The 23598-nt window shown below is 53.4% G+C and carries 18 protein-coding genes; 4 read left to right on the plus strand and 14 right to left on the minus strand.

The features are described 5' to 3' along the window. The first annotated feature begins 87 nt into the window (after nucleotides 1–87). Nucleotides 88–2673, plus strand: a complete 2586-nt coding sequence (locus D0B88_RS04850) for an exo 1,3/1,4-beta-D-glucan glucohydrolase (protein ID WP_151055560.1) — start codon at nucleotides 88–90, stop codon at nucleotides 2671–2673. An 83-nt stretch (nucleotides 2674–2756) separates the two neighbouring features. On the opposite strand, the gene D0B88_RS04855 is transcribed toward D0B88_RS04850, so the two are convergent. From D0B88_RS04855 to prlC, 6 genes are all read right to left on the minus strand, one after another. Next, the gene (locus D0B88_RS04855; RefSeq protein ID WP_151055562.1) at nucleotides 2757–5492 is read right to left on the minus strand and encodes a TonB-dependent receptor; all 2736 of its coding nucleotides are present in this window, start codon (nucleotides 5490–5492) and stop codon (nucleotides 2757–2759) included. A gap of 225 nt (nucleotides 5493–5717) precedes the next feature. Next, nucleotides 5718–7232, minus strand: a complete 1515-nt coding sequence (locus D0B88_RS04860; protein ID WP_151055564.1) for a tryptophan halogenase family protein — start codon at nucleotides 7230–7232, stop codon at nucleotides 5718–5720. Nucleotides 7233–7262: 30 nt separating this feature from the next. Next, entirely contained in the window at nucleotides 7263–7988 is a 726-nt protein-coding gene (locus D0B88_RS04865) for a SapC family protein (protein ID WP_151055566.1), read from the minus strand. Nucleotides 7989–8176: 188 nt separating this feature from the next. Further along, nucleotides 8177–11194, minus strand: a complete 3018-nt coding sequence (locus tag D0B88_RS04870) for a TonB-dependent receptor (protein WP_151055568.1) — start codon at nucleotides 11192–11194, stop codon at nucleotides 8177–8179. Between the two features lie 332 nt (nucleotides 11195–11526). Beyond that, nucleotides 11527–11781: a YheV family putative zinc ribbon protein gene (locus tag D0B88_RS04875; protein WP_007638662.1), complete on the minus strand. Its 255-nt coding sequence runs from the start codon at nucleotides 11779–11781 to the stop codon at nucleotides 11527–11529. After that, nucleotides 11781–13853, minus strand: coding sequence for an oligopeptidase A (gene prlC, locus D0B88_RS04880; protein WP_151055570.1), 2073 nt, complete (start codon nucleotides 13851–13853; stop codon nucleotides 11781–11783). Before prlC ends, D0B88_RS04875 begins: the two co-directional genes overlap by 1 nt. An 82-nt stretch (nucleotides 13854–13935) precedes the next feature. On the opposite strand from prlC, the gene D0B88_RS04885 reads away from it, so the two are divergent. Genes D0B88_RS04885 through D0B88_RS04895 form a run of 3 tightly spaced genes read left to right on the plus strand, consistent with a single transcriptional unit; the run spans nucleotide 13936 to nucleotide 17003 of the window. Next, nucleotides 13936–14472, plus strand: a complete 537-nt coding sequence (locus tag D0B88_RS04885) for a gamma carbonic anhydrase family protein (RefSeq protein WP_151055571.1) — start codon at nucleotides 13936–13938, stop codon at nucleotides 14470–14472. A 12-nt stretch (nucleotides 14473–14484) separates the two neighbouring features. Further along, nucleotides 14485–16311, plus strand: coding sequence for a diguanylate cyclase domain-containing protein (locus D0B88_RS04890; protein ID WP_151055577.1), 1827 nt, complete (start codon nucleotides 14485–14487; stop codon nucleotides 16309–16311). A 2-nt stretch (nucleotides 16312–16313) separates the two neighbouring features. After that, nucleotides 16314–17003, plus strand: coding sequence for a fumarylacetoacetate hydrolase family protein (locus tag D0B88_RS04895; RefSeq protein WP_007638654.1), 690 nt, complete (start codon nucleotides 16314–16316; stop codon nucleotides 17001–17003). On the opposite strand, the gene D0B88_RS04900 is transcribed toward D0B88_RS04895, so the two are convergent. From D0B88_RS04900 to dprA, 8 genes are all read right to left on the minus strand, one after another. Continuing rightward, nucleotides 17000–17692, minus strand: coding sequence for a pirin family protein (locus D0B88_RS04900; RefSeq protein WP_007638652.1), 693 nt, complete (start codon nucleotides 17690–17692; stop codon nucleotides 17000–17002). The two genes, D0B88_RS04895 and D0B88_RS04900, sit on opposite strands and share 4 nt — an antisense overlap. A 90-nt stretch (nucleotides 17693–17782) precedes the next feature. Then, complete coding sequence (locus D0B88_RS04905) at nucleotides 17783–18217, minus strand: DoxX family protein (RefSeq protein ID WP_007638650.1); 435 nt, start codon at nucleotides 18215–18217, stop codon at nucleotides 17783–17785. Nucleotides 18218–18385: 168 nt separating this feature from the next. Then, nucleotides 18386–18808: a YqaA family protein gene (locus D0B88_RS04910; protein WP_007638648.1), complete on the minus strand. Its 423-nt coding sequence runs from the start codon at nucleotides 18806–18808 to the stop codon at nucleotides 18386–18388. Between the two features lie 24 nt (nucleotides 18809–18832). Beyond that, the gene (locus D0B88_RS04915; RefSeq protein WP_151055579.1) at nucleotides 18833–19762 is read right to left on the minus strand and encodes an ABC transporter substrate-binding protein; all 930 of its coding nucleotides are present in this window, start codon (nucleotides 19760–19762) and stop codon (nucleotides 18833–18835) included. A gap of 37 nt (nucleotides 19763–19799) precedes the next feature. Then, nucleotides 19800–20630 carry a shikimate dehydrogenase gene (gene aroE / locus D0B88_RS04920; RefSeq protein ID WP_151055581.1) on the minus strand — a complete coding sequence of 277 codons (831 nt, stop codon included), beginning with the start codon at nucleotides 20628–20630 and terminating at the stop codon, nucleotides 19800–19802. A gap of 46 nt (nucleotides 20631–20676) precedes the next feature. Further along, the gene (gene hemF, locus D0B88_RS04925; RefSeq protein WP_151055583.1) at nucleotides 20677–21597 is read right to left on the minus strand and encodes an oxygen-dependent coproporphyrinogen oxidase; all 921 of its coding nucleotides are present in this window, start codon (nucleotides 21595–21597) and stop codon (nucleotides 20677–20679) included. A 98-nt stretch (nucleotides 21598–21695) separates the two neighbouring features. Next, a complete protein-coding gene (locus D0B88_RS04930) occupies nucleotides 21696–22265 on the minus strand; it encodes a Sua5/YciO/YrdC/YwlC family protein (protein ID WP_007638639.1) in 570 nt (189 codons plus the stop codon). A gap of 103 nt (nucleotides 22266–22368) precedes the next feature. Beyond that, nucleotides 22369–23556 carry a DNA-processing protein DprA gene (gene dprA, locus D0B88_RS04935; protein ID WP_007638638.1) on the minus strand — a complete coding sequence of 396 codons (1188 nt, stop codon included), beginning with the start codon at nucleotides 23554–23556 and terminating at the stop codon, nucleotides 22369–22371. Between the last annotated feature and the right edge of the window lie 42 nt (nucleotides 23557–23598).

Consider the following 23598-nt stretch of genomic DNA (forward strand, 5'->3'; position numbering starts at 1 on the left):
GAATATTATTTTAATTAACAGCGACATCCCCCTGGCGCGAACAATCCGTTATCTCTTTTCTGGTTCGTTGAATAGGTCATACCCACTATGAACAATAACTTCGCTCTTCGTGCACTCTTGCCCGGTGCGCTGTTGCTCTCGCTGCTCGCGGGTTGCGACGCCAAAAAAACGGAAGCTCCCCCTGCCCCTACCGAAGCGCCTGCTACAACGGCCGCCAAGGTTGAATGGCCGGCGATTGCCAGCGCTGTCAAAAAAGACCCGGCGGTAGAGGCGCGTATCGATGATTTGCTGGCGCGCATGACCCTGGAAGAAAAAATCGGCCAGCTGGTGCAGCCTGAAATCAAATTCCTCACCCCGGAGGATGTAAAACAGTATCACGTGGGTTCAGTGCTCAACGGCGGTGGCAGCACCCCCGGCAGCAACAAATACGCGCCTCTGGAAGACTGGGTCAAACTGGCCGACAGTTATTACAACGCCTCGGTAGACACATCCAATGGTCGCATTGGCATTCCGATCATGTGGGGCACCGACGCCGTACACGGTTTGGGCAACGTGATTGGCGCGACGCTGTTCCCGCACAACATCGCGCTGGGTGCGACCAATAACCCCGAATTATTGAAAGAGATCGGCCGTGTGACCGCCGTGGAAATCGCGGTGACCGGTCTGGACTGGGACTTCTCACCCACCGTTGCCGTTGCGCGCGACGATCGCTGGGGCCGCACCTATGAAAGCTGGTCCGAAGACCCGCAAATCGTGGGCGCCTTTGCCGGCAAAATGGTGGAGGGTTTGCAAGGTGAAGGCGATACCGAAAACTTCCTCACCAATAACCACGTAATCGCCACTGCCAAGCACTTTATTGGCGACGGCGGCACCCTGAACGGGGTGGATCGCGGGCCAACCCAAGGCGATGAAAAAGAACTGCGCGATATTCACGGTGCCGGTTATTTCAGTGCGCTGGAGTCCGGTGTGCAGGCGGTAATGGCCTCCTTCACCAGCTGGGACGGCACCCGTATGCACGGCCATAAATACCTGCTGACTGACGTGCTCAAAGGCCAAATGGGCTTTGATGGCTTGGTGGTCGGCGATTGGAGCGGTCACAGCTTTATCCCCGGTTGTACGGCGGTGGATTGCCCTGAATCGCTGATGGCCGGTCTGGATATTTACATGGTGCCTGAGCCTAACTGGAAAGACTTGTACAACAATTTGGTGGCGCAGGCCAAATCCGGCGAGATTACCGCCGAGCGTTTGGACGATGCGGTACGCCGTATCCTGCGGGTGAAAATCCGCGCCGGCCTGTTTGAAAAAGGCGCGCCCTCTACTCGCCCACTGGCTGGCAAAAAAGAATTGTTAGGCGCACCTGAGCACCGCGCAGTCGCCCGTCAGGCAGTACGCGAATCGCTGGTGATGCTAAAAAACAAAAACAAACTGCTGCCCTTGGCGCGCAACCAGAAAGTATTGGTCGCGGGCGATGGCGCGGACAACATCGGTAAACAAAGCGGCGGTTGGTCAGTCACCTGGCAGGGTACGGGTAACGTCAATTCCGACTTCCCCGGTGGCACCTCCATCTACGCCGGTATCAATGAAGTTGTCAGCGCCGCTGGCGGCACTGCCACCCTGAGTGTGGACGGTTCCTTTAGCGAGAAGCCCGATGTGGCGATTGTGGTATTTGGTGAAGACCCCTACGCCGAAATGCAGGGCGATGTGGGCATGCTCGCCTACAAACCACGCAACCCCGCCGATTGGGAGCTGCTGAAAAAACTCCGCAGCGAAGGTATCCCGGTGGTATCGCTGTTTATCACCGGTCGCCCACTCTGGATAAACCGTGAACTGAATGCCTCGGACGCGTTTGTCGCCATCTGGCAGCCAGGTACTGAAGGCGCCGGTGTGGCCGATGTGATCTTTAAAAATGCCGAAGGTGAAATCAACCACGATATGAAAGGTCGCCTCAGCTTCTCTTGGCCAAAACACCCGGATCAAACCCCGCTTAACAAAGGCGATGCCAATTACGACCCCTTGTTTGCCTATGGCTACGGCATGAGTTACGCCGATGAAAACACCCTGGGTGACAACTTGCCGGAAGACGGCCCCAAAGCCGCCGAAGCCATGGATGTGATGGAGCTATTTAACCGTCGCCCGATGGACCCATGGCAGCTGGAAATTATCGGCTTCCAGAATGATCAGATGCCAATGAACAGCAACACCGTGAAAGCCTCATCGCTGATGATTCAAGCCGTGGATCGTGAAGTACAGGAAGATGCGCGCCGTGTAGTCTGGAACGGTGCCGGTCAGGGGCAGGTGGCGCTGTCGGTGGGTAACCGTCAGGACTTTATCAATTACTACAACAGCGATTCTGCGCTGGTATTTGATATCAAAGTAGACGCCGCACCGAGCGCCACCAGCTTCCTGCGTTTGGGCTGTGGCTCCTACTGTGCGTCCGACATCGACCTGACTGAAAAACTCAAAGGTTTTGCCGGTCAGGGTTGGCAGACAGTGACAGTACCCTTTAGCTGTTACCCCAATGCCGGCGCGAACTTTGGTATCGCCCAGCCGCCAGAAGAGTATTGGACCCAAGTCCTCGCCCCCTTCTCGCTGGTTACCGCTGGCACTTTGGATATTACCTTCACCAAAGTCAGCGTGGTAAAAGGCGCCGGTAAAGACGTCACCTGCCCCTGATAACTGCTGATTCCTAGCCAATAAAAAACCCCCGCATGGGAACATGCGGGGGTTTTTGTTTTGCGGGGTTTTAACTGAGAGGCTTAGAAGCTTGCTCTCACGCCCAGTGCGTAGCGGCCTACACCTTCGCCGACGTAGAACATGTGGTTCTGTTCGCGGCCGTGGATGCGGGCGCCTTCTTCGGTGACGTTGATGCCTTCGAGGAAGATGCTGACGTTGTCGCTCAGGTCGTAGCTCATGGAGATATCGATTTGTGAGTAGTCCTCCACTACGACCGGCTCGTTACTGGTACTGGTGTAGAAGTACTGGAAACCACGCACAAATGAATCGCGCCAGTTGTAGGCAATACGAATCTGGAAGGGACCATTTTCATAGAAACCTACCAGGTTGGCGGAATCGCTCACACCAACCACGGCATCGGCTTTGGGGATCTCGCCAAGCGGGGTGTCAAAGTCATATTCCGGGTCAGCAAATACGAAGGTCGCATTGGCGATCACACCAAAACCGGTATCGCCGAAGATATGCTGGCCACCCACTTCAACACCGCTGACTTTTTTGGTATCCAGGTTGCGTGGACGACGCATTTCGTAAATCACATCCTGACCGGTAGCAGGGTCGATTACGCCGGTGATGGTTTCAGGCACACCTTCAGTTACCACAAAATTGTCGATGGATTTGGTGAAACCGCCGATGGAGACATAATCAAAATCATTGATGTACCACTCCGCCGACAGGTCGAAGTTATCCGACATAAAGGGTTCGAGGTTGGGGTTACCGGCACTGCCTACGCCGGTCTGGCCTTCACGCACATCACCCAGGGTACGTGCAGAGCGCATATCGTTCAGCTCGGGGCGAGTAATGGTGCGCGAGGCGCCAAAACGCAGCACAACATCATCCAACAGGTCGTATTTCAACGACAGGTTAGGCAGGAATACATCGTAGCCATCGCCATCGGTGAAGGGCACGCTGTCGCCATACACGCGGGTGTAAGACTCACCGGCCACTGGGGGTGGGGTCAGCGATACCAGGGTTTGCTCCAGCGACGTTGAGTCGATGGCGGTGTCCTCATAGCGGGTGCCAGCAACTACGGTCAGGTCGCGGCCATTCAGGTCGAAGGACTTGGTCGCCTCCAGATACACCGCCGTGGTCTGCTCGTTGATTTCCGACCAGTTAGGCTGGCGAATCAGGGTGGAGTTGGTGGCATCTTTTTGTGCGGCAGTGGCACCGGCGTCTTGCTGGGCGTAAGCGGTCCAGTCGTTGAATGCCAGCGGATCAAACGCGAAGTAAGCCAAATCACCCATAATCGCATGGTTCATGGTTTTTACCGCGTAACCGGCGTTCTGGGCATCGGCCACAGAGCGATAGAGGCTGGTCGCCGGGTCGCTGCCTACCAGGTTGTACTTGCCTTGCAATACCCCGCCCGCTTTAGCCATGTACTGCTCGATGGTCTTGGTCTGGTCGGTAAACATCAGGCCGGCTTTCACCGTCAGGCTATCGCTCGCAAAGGTGTAATCCACACGGGATTGGTCGATCTCATCGGTGCGTGGGTCAGAGTAACCGTCGTATTGCCAGATACGTGCATTGGCAAGGGAGATATCGGTATTGTCGTAATAGTGGCTGGCTACGTCGTCACGAATTTCAAAGGTAAACGACAGTGGTGATGCCTGAACGTCAGAGCGGCTGATGTTGGCTTGTTTATCCGGCTGCGCTTCCGCTTTGGATTGGCTGTAGGCAATCAACAAGCTGGATGAATCGTTGATATTCCAATCCACTTCCAGGCCAGTGCTCAAACCGGTTTCCTGAGTGACCGGGTTGTTTACAAAAAAATCCAAACCGGCGTTGGTCACCGTGCGGTTGACGATGGTGGCGTTTTCATCAATTTCATACTGCTCGTTATTGCCATAGCCGTACCAGGCGGCACTTTCATACTCCATGCCTTCTTGCTGCAGGTCGGAATATTGCGCATCCAAAGTGATAGCGAGGTTATCGGCTGGTTTGTACTCAAATACCAGGCTGCCGTTCAAGCGCTCGCGCTCAAATTCCTGGCGCTTGATTGCGGTCTGGGTGGGGTAGAAATCCACGTTTTGCGGATTGCCCTGGGCATCAGGCAGAACCAAATAAGAGCCGGTTGTGGCCGGGCGACGTGAACGCCAGTCCCAGCGGCGCTGCTCTACCGAATCGGTCTGGTACTGACGCTCCTGAAAACTCACCGCTGCCAGCACACCAAAATTGTCATTAAACGTGGTGCTCGCCAAGGCGGAAACTGACGGGGTGATGTCATCGATATTGGTTTCATTCAGGCCTTTTACCGAACCGGCAAACTTGGTGCCCAGGTCCAAAGGCTTGGCAGTTTTTACATTAATCGTGGCGCCGATGCCGCCGGATTGGGTGGTGGCAGTAGAGGTTTTATATACCTCTACACCACTTACCATTTCTGCGGCGACAGTATCAAAGTTAAAACCGCGGCTGGCGTTGGCGTTGGGCATCTGGCGGCCGTTCAACAACACGGTATTGAACTGTGGGCCAAGGCCGCGCACGGTCACCTGACGGCCTTCACCGCCGCTGCGGTCAATCGACACACCGGTAATGCGCTGCAGCGATTCGGCAAGGTTGGTATCGGGGAACTTGCCTATGTCTTCCGAGCTAATCGCATCCACCACGCCGGTGGAATCGCGCTTGGTATCCAGCGCACTTTTTAAGCTCGCTTTGTAGCCGGTGACCACAATTTCTTCCAACGCCTGATCTTGCGCCTGCGCGCTGGCCGCTATGGCAAGGCTCAGCAAGCTAACTGAAAAGAGTGGATTGGTGTATTTATTCATAGAGTTCCCCGTGTTGTTTTATTGTGAGCATGACAACACCGACATCCACCGAGGCATTATTCTGGCATCTGATATATGTGGTGTACTTGTATACATGTGTTATGGTTGTAAATACTATTACTTGTATGCAAGTGGGTCAATAGACAAGCGCGGGCGACACATAAAAAAATCCCCGCGTGAAAACCACGCGGGGATTTAGCTAAATTGCGGATTAAACACCAGAGTCTAAGCGCTGTTTGCCGCGCAATACTGGGCAATAAATGCTTGATGTGATGGCATTTTTTCAACTGACTGTAAAATATTTTGTTTCATGCCGCTGAAAAAATGTTGCAGCTCGCGCTCGCTCATCAATTGAGCGATGTGATGATAGTGTTCGGGCATTAACCGTTGACCGAGCATGACCTGGGTCCAGGAATCGATACGGAATAATTCGCCGTCGGCTTGATAAGCGTGGCCGGTTTTTTTGAACAATTCCATGCGGTGCGCGAGGGTGTCGGGAATGTCCATGTTTTTGCACTGGCGCCAAAATGGGCTGTCATCGCGCTCGGTAGTTTTGTAATGCAAAATAATAAAGTCGCGAATTTTTTCTACTTCTTCACGCGACTGTTCATTAAATTCCTGCACCAACGTTGGCTCTATACCATTGAAGGGAAAAAAACGCATAAACCGCGTGATACCCATCATCACCAAATGAATACTGGTGGATTCCAGCGGTTCCAAAAAGCCGCTGGCTAAACCCAGGGCGATAACATTTTTGTTCCAGCTTTTGCGACGACGACCCGTGCGGAATTTAATCACGCGGGGCTCGGTAAGTGTTTTACCTTCCAGATTATTTAACAAGTGCGCGCGCGCCTGCTCGTCGTTCATGTAGCGACTGCAATACACCAAACCATTACCGACGCGGTGCTGTAACGGAATGCGCCACTGCCAGCCCGAGGCGTGCGCCATGGAACGAGTGTAGGCCGGTGGTGGGCCTACAGCCTCGGTTTGCACTGCTTGCGCACTATCGCAGGGGAGCCAGTGCGACCAATCGTCGTAACCGGTGTGCAGAGTTTTTTCAATTAATAAACCGATAAAACCCGAGCAGTCGATAAAAAAATCACCTTCGATCACTTGCCCTGATTGCAAACGCACCGCCTGCACAAAACCGCTGTGCGGATCTTGCACCACCTGTTCTATTTTCCCTTCGATACGCTGCGCACCATTTTTTTCGCTCAGTGCACGCAAAAAAATCGCATAGCGCGAAGCATCCAAATGGTAGGCGTAATTAATATCAACATTATTGCCGGTAATAAATTTATTGGCTTTGGCGGCTTGCAGTTCTAAACAAAAATCGCTGAATTCAAATGGCAAACCCAATTCACGTGCGCGCAGCCAAAAATGATGAAAGTCGCCCAGCCAGGTTTCTTTGCCGGTTTTGCCAAAGGAGTGGATATAGTTGTCGCCATCGCGGCCCCAGTTTTCAAAACGGATGCCCAATTTAAATGTGGCGCTGGTGGCGCGCATAAATTCCTGTTCATCGATACCCAGTAATTTGTGGAATACCCGCATGGGGGGAATGGTTGCTTCGCCAACCCCGACGGTGCCAATCTCGTCGGACTCCACTAGTTGGATGGAAAATAAATCGCCGAATTTTTTTGCCAGTGCCGCAGCGGCCATCCAACCAGCGGTGCCGCCGCCGACAATAACTACGCGTTTAACTGGTTGTTGGCTGCCGGTGTTTTGAGCTGCTGTATTCATCTGCCAAACCTCTTGCGCCATTGCGAATAATCAGGCGCGTGCATTTTTTAATTGAATCAAACGTTGCACATTGCCCAATGACTCTATTGCCAAATAGGCGCAACGCAAAAATCCGCTGCGGTGCAGGCGCAATAAATCATCGCCCTGTAGCTGGGCTAATTTTTCTGCGCTGATGGTGTAATTGCCTTGCAAACGATATTGCTCACGTTCATTGATTTCAATTTCCAGAGTCACTGGCTCAATTAAATCCAGCGCGCTAAAAGCCTCGAACATGGCGTCGCTAATTTGCATGCCTTCATAAATACGCTGCAATAATTGATTAATACGTTCCAGATAGGGACTCATGCCACCGTATTCCAAAAATACTGCTTTGCCTTCGCTGTCATTGACGCGCGGGTGTTCCACATCCAGATGCACCACCGGTGCTCGCTCCGGGCCGCCATCCGCACTTTGGTCCTGAAAGCCAATCAGAAATGGGCCGCGTTCAATAACTGCCGGAATGTAATTGGCTTTCCATCCGCTGAATTCATCCAGAAATAAATTTTCGTCGGGTTTTAGCCCAAGCAAGACGACAGACTGGAATTTCCCGCTGCGCTCGTCTTTGCGAAATAAGATAGGGTACTCGCGCTGCACATCGCCAAACTCGGTGGGAAACGTTAGTGTGCTGCCGACGTTATCGCCAAAGCGTGCAGAGTGTTGGGTAATCACTTTAAGGTCTTTGTGGGTGATATTGTTGAGTAATACGTGTTTGGCCATGACTGCTCCGAATAGCGCGCTGTCGTTTATCGAATTATTGTGTCGTTTTTAAAAACATTATTTTTTTAAAAATTAATAGCTTGTTAAAGCGTGAGTGTCGGATGAAACACCATAGAAAAAAAGACCGCTACAAGAGCGGTCTTTTTTTGGTGGAGCGGTTAATAACGACTGATTAACTCAAAGAGCCATTAGAAGTTATAACGCGCACCAATTTGATAACGAGCACCCAAGTCTTCAAGGTACCACAATTGACTTTCTGAACGGCCGTAGTGACGAATATTTTCTTCAGTCAGGTTCAGGCCTTCAAAGAACACGGTCAATTGTTCGTTAACATTGTAGCTAACGTTGAGGTCAATTTGAGAATAGGCCTCTACGTACAGCGGGTTCTTGGAGTTGCCGCGGTTAGTTTGGTTGAGGTAGCTGTCGCGCCAGTTGTAAGCAAGACGTGCCTGGAACGCATCGTTTTCATAGATACCGACTATGTTCGCGGTGTCGCTCAGACCGGTCAATGCAAACTGCGATACGCTTGGGTCGGTTTCATCGCTAAAACCAATGTCGCCGCGTACCACGGTGTAGTTCGCTTGCACACCAAAACCTGTTTCGCCAAAGAAGTGCTGTACAGCAAATTCAGCGCCGTAGATTTTGGCTTGTTTGTTGTTAACCGGAGTAGCGGTACGGAATACCATTTCCGGATCGCCAGCAACCGGGATCAGGTCGTAGGCGGTAGCAACATCAATCTGGAATTGCGATGAGTTGACGTAATCATTCGCGCCACCGGGGAATGCGGTTGGATTATCCAATACGGCCATCATCACAAACAGCGATGTGTCATCTACCGGGATATTACGCGAAATCAAGGCTTCAGCAGCAGCTTCAGCACGTGGACCGTTGGTTTGATCCAATACGCCAAAGTGATTTTTATCAATTTGCTCGGTGCCCACAAAATTATCTACACGCTTCTCAAAGAAACCCACAGACGCATAGCTGGAGTCATCGTAGTACCACTCCAAGGAAACGTCGAAGTTGTTCGATTCCAGCGGAACCAGTTCCGGGTTGCCTTCGTTAGCGGTTGGGCGTGAACCTAAATAGGTTGAGCCGATAGTGCCGTAGTTGCTGACCGACGCTTGCAGGTCACCAAAACCGGCGCGGGCGATAGTTTTGCTGTAAGACGCACGCGCTTTCAGGTCTTCACGCAGGGCTATGTCAAAGTCCACACTTGGCAACAGATGGTCATAGCTGGTCTTGCCTGACAAAACAGTAACGTTGGTCTCTCTCACGGTTTGGAAGTCGTTGTTGTCTTGCCATAGCAAATAGCGCGGCAACAGTGAATCGGAACTGGAGAATACATCGGTTGTTTCATAGCGGAAACCGGTCAAATAATTGGTTTCCATGCCTGCCAGTTCACCTTTTACCGCGACCTGGAAGTAGAAGGCATCAGTGTCTTCTTCCACGGTGTTGTTTTGTGAGAGGTTAGGGTTGTAGGCCACGACATAACCATTGGCGCTAGTACCGTATTCATCTACACCCCATTGTGCCAGAGCACGTGCATCACCTTTGAAGCCAATTTGTGATGATGCCGAGGTGTTGTAGTCATCGTATTCACCGGCGAGGTTGAAATCTTGAATCAGGTCGGCGGGAATTTCACCCGGGTTAGCAATACCCCAGTCGCCCAAGCCCATGTAGCGGTCGGATGCCTGTTGTACGGTTTCCATCGCGCGCGATTCAACACCAAAGTCAAAGCGGCCATCTTCAAATTCAAAGCTACCGTCGATTTTCACCTGGGTGATATCGGTGGTTTGGGCGGCGTAGAAAATACGGGCAACTTGCGAGCCCATATCACCGGCGTCAAGCACGCCGTTGTTGTTGCCGCGCGCGCTGTCGTCTACAACGAATTGGAAGGTAGGCAGGTCACCGCTGAAGTTAACCACTTGTGAGGTCAATACCGGTGCACCCATACTGAAAGCGATTTCGCCAGCTTTGCCTGGGCCGGTTGGCAAGCTTTCCATCGTGGAATCGTGAGCATCCAGAGCCAGGGTAAAGCTGTCGTTCACTTGCCATTCAACGTTAAAGCCCAGTGATTCGAGTTCGTTGGTTTGTTCGCGATATTGCTGCTCGAAACCGTGGTCTTTGCCGCTCACGTTTTCAGAAATGAGCACCGGCGAGGCAACTGCCGAGTTATCAAACTCCAAACGATCTACCGAGTTGCCGTTGGCAAACCAAATAGTCGCTTCACCGCGCTGCTCGGAGATATGGTTCTCGGCGTAGGTGTAATCCACGGTGGTGGTCAGGTTTTCTTGCGGTCTGAATTGCAGGGTCAGCTGGGCATTGGTGCGCTCGCGCTGTGAATCAGAGTAGGCGTAGCGAATATCGTTAGGACGTGCGTACAACTGGCCTTGTTCCGGCTCATTGGTGATCTGTGCACCTGGCGCAAAGGAGTAGAGGTTGTTGGTGCCCCAGCGACCAATGTTCCAGTCGTTGACCGTTGCGTTGGAGTTGCCGAAGTCGCGATTTTGTTGGCTGGCGGTGAGCGATACACCAAACATATCGCTGTCATCTGCCCAGCTCACAATGCCTGAAATTTCAGGGGTTACATCATCGCCGGTGCGGTTGGTGGAATCCATTACTGCCTTGCCGCCAATACTGGCTTTAAAACCACCCTTGTCGAGTGGGCGTGCAGTTTTAATGTTTACCGTTGCACCTATACCACCGGTAGCGATGTTGGCTTTGCTGGTTTTGTAAACTTCTACCGCGCTCACACTTTCAGAGGCGAGGTTGGCGAAGTCAAAGGCGCGGGTTGCACCGCCGCGAGTACCACCAGCACCGCTGCCGCCACCGTAAGCATTGGCGGCAGGCATCATCCGGCCATTCAAGGTGATCATGTTGTTATCGCCACCGAAGCCGCGCACTGTCACTTCCGAACCTTCACCGTTCACACGGCTGATAGATACACCAGTAATACGTTGCAATGATTCAGCGAGGTTGGTGTCGGGGAACTTACCCATATCTTCAGAGTTAATGGCATCAACCACACCCGCTGAATTGCGTTTGGTGTCAGCAGATGCCTCAAGGCTGGCACGGATACCCGTTACCATTACTTCTTCGAGATTGTCGTCTTGCGCTACTGCGTAGCTACCAAAGCCACCGAGCATGGTGGAGGCGATCGCAGTGGCAATGATTTTTTTGTTAAACCGTGCTTTTGTGTTCATGGAGTACAGCTCCTGGGAATTGTTATCGATTATGAAAGCCCGAGGATGTAGTCAGCTTTGGCCTTTCCCGTGCCGACGGGGTTGGCCAGAAGCTCTGGTTGGCAACTCATCCTTTTCTCGTGAATAGCCCTTCTGCAGATGATGAGCCAAGGGTAGCTGGCGACATCAAGTCACTAGAATGGTTGGATACAAGTATCATATGTTCAATATGACAACAAGATAAAATGACGTCAGAAGTTAAGAAAAGTGAGGATCTGTTACGGGAATACCCAGCGCGGAAAATTATGGGAGAAAAAATGCGCGCGTGTAAAAAAGAGACACGCGCCAAAAAATTATTTATCAGATTTATCTGCAGGGAATGGCAGGATGTTTACCACTTGTACTTCACTTTTTTCATCATCGGTTTGATTAACCCGCGTCTCCAATTCGCGCGTTGCAAATTTAAAACGCATTTCATCCTTGAAACCGCAGGCGACACATTCGCGATAGTCTTTACCCTCTTCGCTGTACACCACGAGCTTATCCATTTCCGAACAGCGCGGGCACACGGCGCCCGCTACAAAACGGCGTTTGCTGCTGTAAGCCATTAAGCTGCCTCCCCTGGAATATTGCTGGGTGTAATGCCCGAGTGACGCAACAGCGCCGCTATTTCGGGTTCACGCCCGCGGAATTGTTTGAACAACTCCATCGGCGCTTTGCTGCCACCTTGCTGCAAAATTTCTTGCAGAAAACTGGCGCCGGTTTGCGCATTAAAAATGCCCTCCTCTTCAAAACGCGAGTAGGCATCGGCCGACAACACTTCAGCCCATTTATAGCTGTAATAGCCCGCCGCATAACCACCGGCAAAAATATGGCTGAAACTATTTTCAAAGCGATTAAACGCCGGCGGTTTGATCACCGCGACTTGATCGCGCACCTGGTTTAACACCTCCTGCGCCGATTGCGGTGCGGCCGGGTTGTATTCGGCGTGCAAGCGGAAATCGAATAGCGAAAATTCGATCTGGCGAATCATTTGCAAACCGGATTGGAAATTTTTGGCGGCGAGCATTTTATCCAGCAAGGCTTGTGGCAGTGGTTCACCGGTTTCATAGTGGCCGGAAATTAATGGAATCGCCTCCGGTTCCCAGCACCAGTTCTCCATAAATTGGCTTGGTAATTCCACCGCATCCCAGACCACACCATTAATGCCACTCACTGCCGCCACATCAATTTGGGTAAGCATGTGATGTAAACCGTGGCCGAATTCATGGAACAGGGTGGTGACTTCATCGTGTGTAAGTAGCGACGGTTTGCTGCCGACCGGCGGTGTAAAGTTGCAGGTTAAAAACGCCACCGGCAATTGCACACCGGTTGCGGTTTTGCGCCGCACGCGGCAATCGGCCATCCAGGCGCCGCCGCGTTTTTTGTCGCGCGCAAACATATCCAAATAAAAACTCGCCACTTGTGTGCCATTTTTTTCGATGTGATAAAAACGCACGTCCGGATGATAAGTATCAAATTCGGAAACTTGTTTTACCTCGATGCCAAACAAACGTTTGACGATTTCAAACATACCGGCGATTACTTTTTCCGCCGGAAAATAAGGGCGCAATTCTTCTTGCGATACGGCGTATTTTTCCACGCGCAATTTTTCGCTGTAATAAGTGGTATCCCAGGCCTGTAAATCAGCACAGCCCTGCGCGGCGGCAAAAGCGCGCAACTCGGCGTAATCGCGCTCGGCAAAAGGTTTGGATTTTTGCCCGAGTTCATTTAGAAACTGGATCACCTGTTCAGTGGATTGTGCCATTTTGCTCGCCAGTGAACGCTCCGCATAATTTGCAAATCCGAGCAGTTGCGCCAGTTCGTGGCGCAGCGCCAGAGTCTCGGCAATTAGCGCGCTGTTGTCCCATTCAGCGGCAGAGGAGCCATCGGCTTTTTGGCCAGCAGCGGAGGCGCGGGTGACATAGGCGGTATAAATTTCTTCGCGCAATGCGCGATTGTCCGCATACATAATCACCGCGTAGTAGGACGGAAAATCGAGCGTGATCACATAACCGCTGAGATTTTTTTGCGCGGCGGTTTGCGCCGCTTGGGCGAGTGCGGAGTCAGGTAATCCAGCGAGCGCGTCGGCATTATCAAATTGTTTAAACCAGGCTTGGGTTGCATCCAAGACGTTGTTGGAAAATTGCGTGGAAAGTTCCGACAGGCGTTTTTGGATCTCGCCAAAACGTTTTTTATCCGCTGCATTTAACGCCACACCACCCAGGCGAAAATCGCGCAGGGCGTTATTGATTGTCTGCTGCTGCGCCTGAGGCAACTGCGCAAATTCTTTGCTGTCCGCCAGCTGTTGGTAGGCGTTATAGAGTGCTTCGTTTTGGCTGAACTCGGTGGAGTATTCGGTGAGCAGCGCCACGCTCTCGGTATAGGCCGCACGCAGTTCATCGCTATTGGCAACCGAATTTAAATGGCTGACCGGCGCCCAGGCCTGGTCCAATTTATCGCCTTGTTCTTCCAACGGTGCGACCAAAGTATCCCAACTCGGGCTGGGTAAATCAGCGAGCAATTGCGCCAGTTGCGCGCGCCCTTGCGCAATCAATTCGCTAATCGCCGGGGTGACGTGGTTCGCTTTGATGGCGCTGAAGGGCGGCAAGCGGTGGGAAGCTAACAGGGGATTGGTCATGCACTGGCTCCGTGAGGCAAATTCGGGCGGGGTTTGGCGTATCATACACCCATTAAAGATGAGCATTTTCAGGAGCATAACTATGGGCGCAATAAGAAGATTCCAAGGTCATCGACCGCAATTAGGGGCGCGGGTATTGGTGGATGAATCTGCCGTGGTGATTGGCGATGTGGTGTTGGGCGATGACTCTTCCGTCTGGCCCTGTGTGGTGATTCGCGGCGATATGCACAAAATCCGCATCGGCCAGCGCACCAGTGTGCAGGACGGCTCGGTGCTGCACATCACCCACGCCAGTGATTACAACCCCGCCGGTCATCCGCTCATCATTGGCGATGATGTGACCGTGGGCCATTCGGTGTGTTTACACGGTTGCACGATTGGCAATCGCGTACTGATCGGCATAGGTTCGACTATCCTTGATGGAGCGGTAGTGGAAGATGAGGTGGTGATCGGCGCTGGTTCACTGGTGCCGCCGGGCAAACGCCTTGAGTCAGGTTTTATGTATATGGGCACCCCGGTCAAACAGATTCGCCCGTTGAAAGAAACGGAAAAAAGCTTTTTCCTCTACTCTGCCAATAACTACGTAAAGCTCAAAAATACTTATCTCAGCGAAAGCTAATTGCAGGTATTTATGTCTGGGTTGTTGAAGGCGGCCGCGAGTGGGCTGTTGCTGCTGGCGCTTAGCGCCACCCTCAGCGCGCAGGAGGCGCCGCCGCAAGTTCCGGCGCCTGTACCACTGCAGGTGGTGCAGGATCATCGCTTGGCGCCCTTTGCCTTTCGCGACCAGCAGGGCAATGCCCAGGGTTTGATTATCGATATCTGGCGGTTGATCGCCGCCAAACAACAGGTGCCGCTGCAGGTAGAGCTGATGGATTGGCCGGATACCATCAGCCGCGTGCAAAACACGCCGGGGCTCATCCACGGTGGTTTATTGCTATCGCCCGAGCGGCGCAAAACCCTCGCTTTTTCCGCGCCGTTGTTTGAGCTGCGCACAGCGATTTTTATCCACACCAAGAAACTCGCGGGCGCTATTGATATTGGCGACCTGCAAGCTATGCCGCTGGGTGTGGTGGCGGGCGCCTATGAACAAGAGTATCTGCACAGCCACTACGAGACCCAGCCACTGAAGCTTTATCAAAACAATGAGCTGCTGGTGCAAGCGGCGATTGCAGGCGAAGTGGACGCTTTTGTCGCTGATTATCCGGTGGGCATGTACTACCTGGATCGCTACACAACACCCGATAAATTCCGCGTGCTGACGGTGCTCTACCGGCGCTCGCTCCACGCTGCGGTAGCGCGCGACAACACCGCGCTATTGGCGAAGATCAATACTGCGATTGGCGCTATCAGCGCGGATGAAATGACCGCACTGCAACAAAAGTGGGTCAATCACAAAGAAGTGCGGGTGTTCAATTGGAGCGCATTGCTGCTGGTGGCGCTAGTGTTGATCGCTCTCACGGCGGCGGGCTTGCTGTTGCAGACCCGCAGCCTCAATCGCAAAGTTAGCCGCCAGCGGGCGCAACTGCGCGAGCACGAACAGCAAATGGCCCTGCTCACTGACAACATGACCGACTGGGTGTGGAAAATAGACGCCCGCAATCGCTATTGCTACCTCAGCCCTTCCGTGCACAAATTGCTAGGCTACCAGCCACAGGAGCTGCTCGGCCAACCCATGGAGGTTGTGTTGCATGCCAGCGAACGGGAGCGTGCGCTGGCCGAGTTCCAACATGTCATGCGCAACGCCAAACGCTATGGCACCACCGGTGTGCGCGATTCCGTGGCCCGCTATGGCCTGCAACATAAAAACGGTGAGTTGGTGTGGACTGAAGCGGCGGTGCGTATGTTTTTTAATGCCGAGGGCGAGTTTGCGGGTGCCCAGGGCAGCTCGCGCGATATTCGCGAGCGCAAAGAGGCTGAGGACATTATCCGCCAGAGCGTCTCTACCGATGCCCTGACCCGCCTGCCTAATCGCCGCCAGCTGAATGAGCAGCTGCAAAAGGCTATGGCGGCCTGTGGTCGCCATCACCAGTATGCGGCGCTGGTGTTTATCGATATCGACAACTTCCGCTACATCAACGACAACTATGGCCACGATCAGGGCGATTTGCTGCTGCAGGAAATTGCCCAGCGGCTGTTGACCCATTTGCGCCCGGGCGACAGTTTGGCGCGTTTTGGCGGCGATGAATTTGTGCTGGTGGTGGAGCAGTTGGGGCAGGATGCTGGCACCGCCGAGCGTTTGGCGCAGGAGTTTGGCGAGCAGTTATTGGCATTGTTTACGCGGGATTTTGTGCTGATCAACCAGCGCTGCAAAGTCAGCACCAGTATTGGCATAGCGCTATTTAATGGCGAAGAGCGCAGCGCCAGCACCCTGTTAAAATTTGCCGACAGCGCCATGAATCAGGCCAAAGCGGCCGGGCGCAATCGCTGCGTTATTCACTCCACTCACACCAAGGGATAATTATGTCTGTTAGGGTTTATCAGCTGCCGGTGTTGCAGCCTAAGGGCGCATCGTTTGGCGTCAATAAAATTATCTGCATTGGCCGCAATTACGCCGAACACGCGCGGGAAATGGGCCACGACCCGGAGCGGGAACCGCCATTTTTCTTTTTCAAACCGCAGAGTGCGCTGGCGCAAAACCATAGGGATTTTATCTACCCGCATTTTTCGCAACAGGTTGAACACGAGCTGGAATTGGTTATTGCGATTGGCAAATCCGGCGCGCAGATTGCGGCTGCCGATGCCGCCGATTATGTATTTGGTGTTGCCGTCGGTTTGGATATGACCTGTCGCGACCGCCAAAAAGAAGCCAAACAACTGGGCCGCCCCTGGGAGCTGGCCAAGGGTTTTGACGGCTCGGCGCCTTGTACGGCCATCTTACCCATCACCTTCAGCGAGCTTTCGCAGTTCGGCGATTTGGTGCTAACGCGCAATGGCAAAGAAGTGCAGCGCGGCAATTGGCGCAGCATGGTGTGGTCGGTGCCGGAATTGATTGTGGAGGTGTCGCGCTATATAAAACTGGATGCCGGCGATTTGATTTTTACCGGCACCCCCGCCGGTGTGGGGCCGGTGCAACCGGGCGACGAACTGGTCGCCCGGCTGGAGGGGTTTCCCGAAGAACTTAGGCTGCGGGTGGTTGCCGCCCAAGCCTAGGGTAAATCAAACACCAGCGCTTCTACCGCCGTGGCTTGCGCCTGCATCAGCAAGTTGTCGATACGGTTAAGTTTGGCGCCGTCGCCAGCGCTCACCAATTCGCCTTCAATCAACAGCTCGCCTTTAATCACATGCACATAGTAGTTGCGCTGGCGCAGCGCGGGTAATTGCGCCGCGCCCTTTGCGTCCAGCCGCAATTGATACACCCGGGCATCCTGTTTGATCACCAAACTGCCCGCTTCACCGTCCGGGCTGACCGCCAGGGTTAAACCGGGCGTGCTGCCAAATGCCTTTTGCTGGTAGCCGGGCGCTTCGCCGTGCACATTGGGTTCAATCCAGATCTGCAAAAAGTGCAGGGGTTTGCTGTCTGACGGATTAAATTCGCTGTGGCGAATTCCGCTGCCCGCCGACATCAACTGGAATTCACCGGGCGGTAGCGTGGCGACGTTGCCCTCGCTGTCTTTGTGGGCGATTTCACCCTCCAATACATAACTGATGATTTCCATGTCGCGGTGACCGTGAGTCGCAAAACCGGCACCGGGCGTGACGCGGTCGTCGTTGATGACGCGCAGGGCGGAAAACCCCATATGGCGCTCATCGTAATAACTGCCGAATGAAAACGTGTGTTTGCTATCCAGCCAGCCGAAGTTGGCACCACCGCGTTCATGGCTGCGTCGAATACTGATCATAGGTCACCTCATTTTTCTTGCAGCGCCCCCATTGGCGCTGCGAGTTTCTTGCTGTTTCTTACAGAAATACTGTTGTAGCGATTATTGCGCTCAGTGTTTAGCGAGCAGGCGGTCAACACTGGCGCGGCCGCCGCCGGAAATCAGCAGCGAAACTGCACCGGCCAGGAGTGCCAAGCCAAATTCGTAGCCGTTGTTACTCATAAACAGACCGTTGCTGAAGTGCACGGTAAAAATGGCCACCAGCATGGTCACCGCTAATACCAGCGCGGCAGGGCGAGTGAGCAGACCCAAAATCAGCGCCAGGCCGCCAAAAAACTCCGCCGAACCAGACAGTGCGGCCATCAACACACCGGGGCCCAGGCCGATGGATTCCATCCACTGGCCGGTGCCTTGCAGGCCGTAGCCGCCAAACCAGCCAAACAGTTTTTGCGCACCATGGGCGGCAAAAATAATGCCCAGTGGCAAGCGCAGTGCGAGCGCGGAAAACGAGTTATTGGTAGCGAGAACTTTGTTGATTGCAGTCATGGTGAACTCCGGGTAATTGGCTAAAGAACATTAAGGGGTGAGGTGCTGCAGAAGTTCTGTCATCGCCTCAGTTGTAACCAGAATAAGGCCTAATAATTAGATTAAAAATAGCTAAAAATTGCTTATTTTTATCGAATTTTTAGATTTTTTTGGTGTGGTCAACCCTGGTTAGAGCAGTTGCAGGCTCAGCCAGATCACCAAGGTATAGCGCAGCGCTTTACCGACGGCCACCAGTGCAACAAACAAGGGGAATTGCACCCGCATCACGCCGGCCAGCAAAGTGAGCGGATCACCGACTATGGGCAGCCAGGCAAATAGCAGGGAGTAAATGCCGTAGCGTTGAAACTGCTGCTGGGCGCGCTGCAGCTGTGCAGGGGAAACCGGAAACCATTTTTTGTGTTGGAAATGCAAGCACTGTCGCCCCAGATACCAATTGATGCAGGAGCCCAGTGTATTGCCGAGTGTGGCGACCAGCCCGAGCAACAGTGGTGAGTAGCCCTGATGCAACAGTGACACCAGCAGCGCTTCGGAGGAGAGGGGAAAAAATGTCGCGGCGATCAGGGCGGTAAAAAATAAGCTGGCATATACCATGACAGTACCGCAGTCATTAAAGAATTAAGGATTGGTTTTATTGGTAATCTGCAATATAAGGCGCTGCGGATCGCGCAGCATTTCATAGCCGTATTTGAAGTTGGGCATGCTGAAAAATAATTCATCAAACGAGCCATCTGCTTGCGCCAGGCGCAGCCCGCGCTCAATGCGGTCGGCGAGTGCGTGATTATCTTTATTGACAAAAAAACAGTAGCTCACCGGGCGATCATACTTGAGCAGCAAACGAGGTTCCTGCATCAATCCCAGTGAAGCAAAGGCAATTAAATCACTTTCAATTTCATGCAGCCCGCGCGAAAAAAAATCAAATCTGTGTTTGGCGAGCATTTTAAACAGGCCGCCATAATTGGCACCGTACACCAGCGTAAAACCGTTGTCTTTCATAATGATGCCATCGGTCCAATAGGGACCGGTGCCCGTTTTAAAGCGCCGTAGCTGCGCGAGGCTTGTTACTTTGGAAAATTGTGCTTGTTTGTCTTTGTGAATTAACAGGGCGCGATAGTTGTTCAGATTTTTTAATAAATCCACCTCGACAACACGCAATTTTTCCGCTCGCTCGCGGGTGACCGATGCCCACATAGCGTCAATGCCCACGCCCGCCATCAACATCGTTCGGTCGCGCTCTATGCCACCGCTGTGTTGGTGAAAACCCAATTCAAAATCGCCATCGCTCGCGCGGGTTTTTTCCAGTGCCAAGCGCAACAGGTTTACGTAGTAAAAATAGGGTTCATGGGGCGCGGCTTTACCGCTGCCGGGCACTACCACTTTCAGCGGAGTTGTGCGGGCTTGGTTATGCCCTTCGGTTTTTGGCTCCGCGTGCGCTGCTTGAGTGAAGAAAAAAATTGCGCTCAATAGCAGCGACACACACAACTGTGCACTCTGCGGCACAGGCAGGAAAACCCAGCGGTGTGTGCATAGGCGATTGATCTTTCGCATAACACTCTGGGCTCCCGCTGTTGTTTGCTGCATTGATTTATTTTTTCTCTGCCAACTGGCGGCGCATCGCCGTAATTACCGGTACAACTTCCGGGCGAATTTGTCGCCACAAATAAAAGGCTTCTGCGGCTTGGCCGATCAGCATGCCCAAACCATCGGCAATTTGCACCGCACCGTGGGTTTTGGCCCAGGTTAAAAAAACAGTTGGCTCGGCGCCGTACATCATGTCGTAACAACAAGCGTTGGCAGCGAGCAGGTCATCTGGTAATGGCGGCAATTCACCTTGCATACTGGCGGAGGTGCCGTTAATTACAATATCAAAGTGATCACCGTGTAATTGAGCAAAACTTTTTGCGCAAATGTCACCCAGGTCGAGGAAATTTTTTGCCAGCGTTTCGGCTTTTTCCACTGTGCGATTAGCAATGACTACTTGCGCCGGTTTTTCTTCCAGCAGCGGCTGCAAAATACCGCGCACGGCACCGCCCGCCCCGAGAATTAATACACGTTTGCCTTCCAGTTCCCAGCCGAGGTTGTGCATATCGTGAATCATGCCAATGCCGTCGGTATTATCGCCAAGAATAGTGCCATCGCTCAAACGCGCTAGCGTATTTACAGCGCCGGCACGCTCCGCGCGCGCGGTACGTTTTTGCGCAAAGGCAAAGGCGTTTAATTTGAAGGGCACCGTTATGTTTAAACCTTTGCCGCCCTGCGCAAAAAATTCTTGCGCCGCGCTTTCAAATTCGCCTTCGTTGACAAGTTGTTTGTTGTAGTGCATATCCTGCCCGGTTTGTTCGGCAAACTGGCGATGGATATTCGGTGACTTGCTGTGATTAATCGGGTTGCCGAATACGGCGTATAAATCGGTCATGAGTTATCCACTAAATAGTCGCAATGTGATTGACGGTAAATTATTTTTATTTCAACCAATCGCGGTGAGGGAGAAATTTTTCATAAAGTTCAGCTTCAGCACTGCCCGCTTCCGGCTGCCAGTTATATTCCCAGCGCACCAGCGGTGGTAGTGACATTAAAATCGATTCGGTGCGTCCACCGGTTTGCAAACCAAACAGGGTGCCGCGGTCGTACACCAAATTAAATTCCACATAGCGGCCACGGCGATAGAGTTGGAAATCGCGCTCGCGTTCCGTAAATGGCTGATCTTTACGCGCATTAACAATCGGCTGGTAGGCGGGCACATAACTATCGCCGACCGCGCGCATCAGCGCAAAACTGTGCGCAAAACTTTCGGCGTTGTAGTCATCAAAAAATAAACCGCCCACACCGCGCGCTTCGCCGCGATGCTTCAAAAAGAAGTAGTCATCGCACCAACTTTTAAATTTTGGGTAGAGATGTTCGCCGAGCGGATCACATGCGTTTTTGGCGGTCTGGTGCCAGTGCACTACGTCGGCCTCGTTGCCGTAATAGGGGGTCAAGTCGTAACCACCGCCAAACCACCATACCGGTTCCGCGCCCTCTTTTTCGGCGATAAAAAAGCGCACATTGGCGTGACTGGTAGGCACATAGGGGTTGTGAGGGTGAATCACGAGCGATACGCCCATGGCTTCAAATGCTCGGCCCGCCAACTCGGGGCGGTGTGCCGTCGCCGAGGCAGGCATTTGCGTGCCGTAAACATGGGAGAAGTTCACTCCGCCCTTTTCAATTACCTTGCCGTTGGTAAGCACGCGCGAGCGGCCGCCACCGCCCTCGGCGCGGGTCCAGGCGTCTTCAATAAAATCCGCGTCACCATCTTCGGCGGCGAGTGCGGCACAAATGCGGTCTTGCAGATCAAGTAGATAGGCTTTTACCGCGGCCTTATCTGGCCCATGGGAATGGCTCATAGGAGATCCTTGCGAATTGAGTGTCTAGTATAGGCGAGCCTAAAAAGGTCGCCATTCTACGCGGAGCAGTTGCAAAGGGGGGAAATCGCTTACAAAAGCTAACTGGGGCGAACAATATCACCGGTCAATAAATCGCGAATCTCGGAGGGATTTTTGCGTTTGCCAACAGCGCCAGCGGTGATTGCGGCTAATTGGTTGCCAAAGTAGCGGCGCACCTGGTGAATGTCCCGTGCCGGCTCGCGGCCTTGCGGGTTGCAGGAGGTGGAGACTATCGGTCCGCCAAAGGCGCGCGACAGGCCAGCGGCAACCGGGTGGTCGGTGACACGCAGGGCGACACTGGTGAAGTTGCCGCTGATCCAGTAGGGAATCAACCCATTCGCAGGTACTAACCAGGTGATAGGGCCGGGCCAGCTATTTTTTAGGCGCTGGCGCTGCAGGTCGTCCAAATGATCGAGAAACGGGGCAAACATCTGGAAGCTTGCCGCGACCAGGATCAACCCTTTTTGCACGGGACGTTCTTTGAGTGCGAGTAATTCGGTCACCGCCAATTCATCGAACGGATTGCAGCCCAAACCCCATACGGCTTCTGTCGGGTAGGCGACTACACCGCCAAAGCGCATTTGACGGGCGGCGTATTGAACGCGGGGATGAATTGACCAATCGAGCATAAGTATTACCTGTGGGCTGACTAAAAACGGGCTGCGGGTGCAGTCTGGCGCGAATCTACCCCAGCCATCGTCCAAGCTCAACCCGCAGGCAGGTTATAGCGATTCAGCAGCGCTGGTAAGACGCGCCAACCTGTTGCACCAAACCTTTGATTTCAAGGCCAATCAGCGCCGCCGACAAGCCGCCCACGTCCTGCCCTATACGCTCGGCAAGCAGATCCAGCGGCAGCGGATCGTAACCCAAAGCGTGCAGCAATTGCTGTTCTTGCTCGCTGAGTGAGGGCGATTCCGTCGGGGTATTTTTTTCATTCGATGGGGACTTGGTGTTGCGGGTGGGTGGAGCGGCGAAAAGCTCTTCCTGCTGCAGGTTATCGCGCAGCTCCTGACGCTTGTAGCTGATTAAACCGGAAAGTTGATCGACTATGTCTTGCGCGGTTTCCACCAGGGTTGCGCCCTGGCGGATGAGTTGATGACAGCCCCGCGCCAGCGGGTTGTGGATGGAGCCGGGAATCGCAAACACCTCACGGTTGTGTTGCAGTGCGTAGGATGCGGTGATTAATGAGCCGCTTTGCACCGCCGCCTCAACCACCAAGGTGCCGCCACTGAGGCCACTGATAATACGGTTGCGCTGGGGAAAATGACTGGCGTGGGATGAAGTACCCAGCGGGAATTCGCTGACCAGCGCGCCACCGCCATCGACAATCGCCTGTGCTAATTGATGGTGGCGCGATGGATAAACCCGGTCTATGCCGGTGCCCATCACCGCAATGGTAATACCACCTGCTGATAGTGCGCCGCGATGAGCAGCGGCATCTATACCCAAAGCCAAACCGCTGGTGATCGCCAAGCCGCAACCGGCCAGATACGCCGCAAAGCGCTCAGCATTTTCATTGCCGCCCCCGCTTGGGCTGCGGCTGCCCACTATCGCCAGCTGCGGCAAACTCAGGCAATCCGGGTTGCCGCGCACAAACAGCAGTGGCGGTGGTTTGGGGATTTCACGCAACAGGCGCGGGTAGCGCGGGTCATCAAATAGTAGGCAATGCAGTGAAGGCTGTTGCTCCAGATAAATCATATCTGCCGCCAACAGGCGGGCTAAATGACTCTGCTGCGGGTTGGCCTGAAAGTCGGCAAGTGCCTCAATGGCCAGCGGCTTGAGGTAGGGCGCGAGGCTGCGAGCCGGAAGGCTCAGTAGTTCCTGAGGGCTGGTAAATTGCTCCATTAACTGCCAGTAGCTGGCGGTTCCGGTATCGGGTAGGCGTAAAAGGAGTAAATGGGCGGCGAGAGGGGAAAGCATTACATCATCCTTGAGCTATGCTGCCCACTGGGGGGCAGCTCT

Source organism: Cellvibrio sp. KY-YJ-3, assembly GCF_008806955.1.
Taxonomy (GTDB): Bacteria; Pseudomonadota; Gammaproteobacteria; order Pseudomonadales; family Cellvibrionaceae; genus Cellvibrio.